Source organism: Acinetobacter sp. YH18001 (genome assembly GCF_013416975.1).
Taxonomy (GTDB): domain Bacteria; phylum Pseudomonadota; class Gammaproteobacteria; order Pseudomonadales; family Moraxellaceae; genus Acinetobacter; species Acinetobacter pseudolwoffii.
The window spans coordinates 1-1,851 of the sequence record NZ_VPEU01000121.1; the positions used below are offsets into that span (position 1 = coordinate 1).

The following is a 1,851-nucleotide window of genomic DNA, read 5'->3' on the forward strand; positions in this document are numbered from 1 at the left end:
ATTTAATGTCTTATATGTACCATATTTGAGTCCTCAGCAGGTATGGCTCTGGCTGAATGCGATTTGGCAGTACTATTTAGGAACTAAATGATTGGTGACGTTTAATTACACAACATAACAAAAAATATTCTCAAAACAAGGAAAAGTTATTTTAAGTAATAAAGCCCAAAGGGATAAAATTACTTAAAATCTATGACCAATCTTTACGCTATAGCCCAGTGCATTATTAGATTTAAAGTCAGCATCATAACGATCCGTACCAAACCAGCTAGCGGATTGTGCTTTCGCGTCCCCTAACCAAAAATATCGAGCTCCTACTTGAAGAAAAGATTTTTCAGTAGGACTGTACTGTCCACCTAGCCCAGCACTCCAATAACCTTCTGTTGGACCTAAAGTCGAAGTTGGATTTCCTGCTCCAGAATCCCATCCACCTAATAAGGAGATGGCCCATTTGTCATTTAGTTTACGTGCCACACCAAAATTTGCGGAGTATTGATCTTTTTCATATGCAATAAGATCAAAGCCACGAGGAGTACCTGCAACTGCCTCAGTTAAGGCTGAAGATAACTGACCAAATTTATGTGGTCTAATACTAAATTTTGACCAATCCACCCATCTTAAATTGATGAAAGCTAAGGTGTTTTCCATAATTCCGCTTTGAAAATCTAGATTGATAGATTGAGGGGTAGTAATTTTTGTTTTGCCTTCAGTGTAAGTAAAATTAGGTCCAAGTGCTGGTACGCCGATATAACCAATAAGTAGGTTATCCGCTAGTGGTGTATTTTCTTCTACATCTACTTCATAGTCGATTTCAGAGCGATAAGTTAATGAAGCTTTAAGAGCTATTTCTGGGATTTGAAAAGCTATCCCCCCAAGCCATCCGAATTCAGATTTCTCTGGAATAGAAGCATTGTATCCATTATAAGTTTCACCCGTATCTTTATCAGTAAAGGTAGAACACAATAAACTTAACTTATCACTACACATATGACCACCTAATGGTCCATATACAGAGCCTCGCAACTGAAGATCACCCTTTACTGTTTGATATACAGGTCCGGCATAAATATTCCAGTTCTCATTAGGTTGATATCCCATAATAAATGATAAATTCTGGGTAGTGACTTCAACATTTGTCCCTTCATCTCCTCTATGAAATGCACCTGATTCTAAAATATCTTGAGCAAAATTTGATGTAGGAGGCACAACAGTATGTTTTTGATCGCCAGATGAATAATTAGCTTTAGCTCCAAAGGGTTGATCATAAATCAAACCAAAAGAAATATTTTCATTAGCCTGGATTTTCAGGGCAAAATTAGTGAAGTAAAAACTCTCTGCCATATCACTAATTTTTGAATTAGCTAAATCAGTTCCAACTTTTCTCGTATCTGTTGATGGAGTATTCCATCCATCTCTCATTTGACCGGATACATCAGCATCTAGTACTGAAATACTGGCATCAAAATAATTTCCTGGTTGTAAAAATGCAGAGATAGACTGGCCTGAACGATCCATAGCTGCCGCTAACGCTCCAGTACTAGGCAAACTAATTAGTAAAATAGTACTAGCAAGAGTTGTTAGTTTCATTTGTTTTCCTTACTCATTTTTATTAATCACAATCTTTGTGACTCAGTTTTTATACACATGTATAAATGCGATTATTTCGCACAACCTAACATAAGAATTACGAAATTAATAACTTTTTTACATAAAAAGTGACATAACAACCTTGTGTTGGAATCTCTGACACGGATGAAACAAATTGAACTCGCGTGGGCCAGACGCTCACGACGTTAAATCAGGACATTATGCGTTTAAGCAGTTTAAAACTTTCAGGCTTTAAATCTTTTG

1 protein-coding gene and 1 pseudogene are annotated in these 1,851 nt (G+C 36.6%); one reads left to right on the forward strand and one right to left on the reverse strand.

Translation table 11 applies throughout. The features are described 5' to 3' along the window. Positions 1-183: 183 nt before the first annotated feature. Entirely contained in the window at positions 184-1,587 is a 1,404-nt protein-coding gene (locus tag FTV48_RS14670) for an OmpP1/FadL family transporter (RefSeq protein ID WP_180000767.1), read from the reverse strand. Positions 1,588-1,725: 138 nt separating this feature from the next. On the opposite strand from FTV48_RS14670, the pseudogene FTV48_RS15090 reads away from it, so the two are divergent. Beyond that, positions 1,726-1,797: pseudogene (locus FTV48_RS15090) on the forward strand (hypothetical protein); the annotation flags it as partial. Between the last annotated feature and the right edge of the window lie 54 nt (positions 1,798-1,851).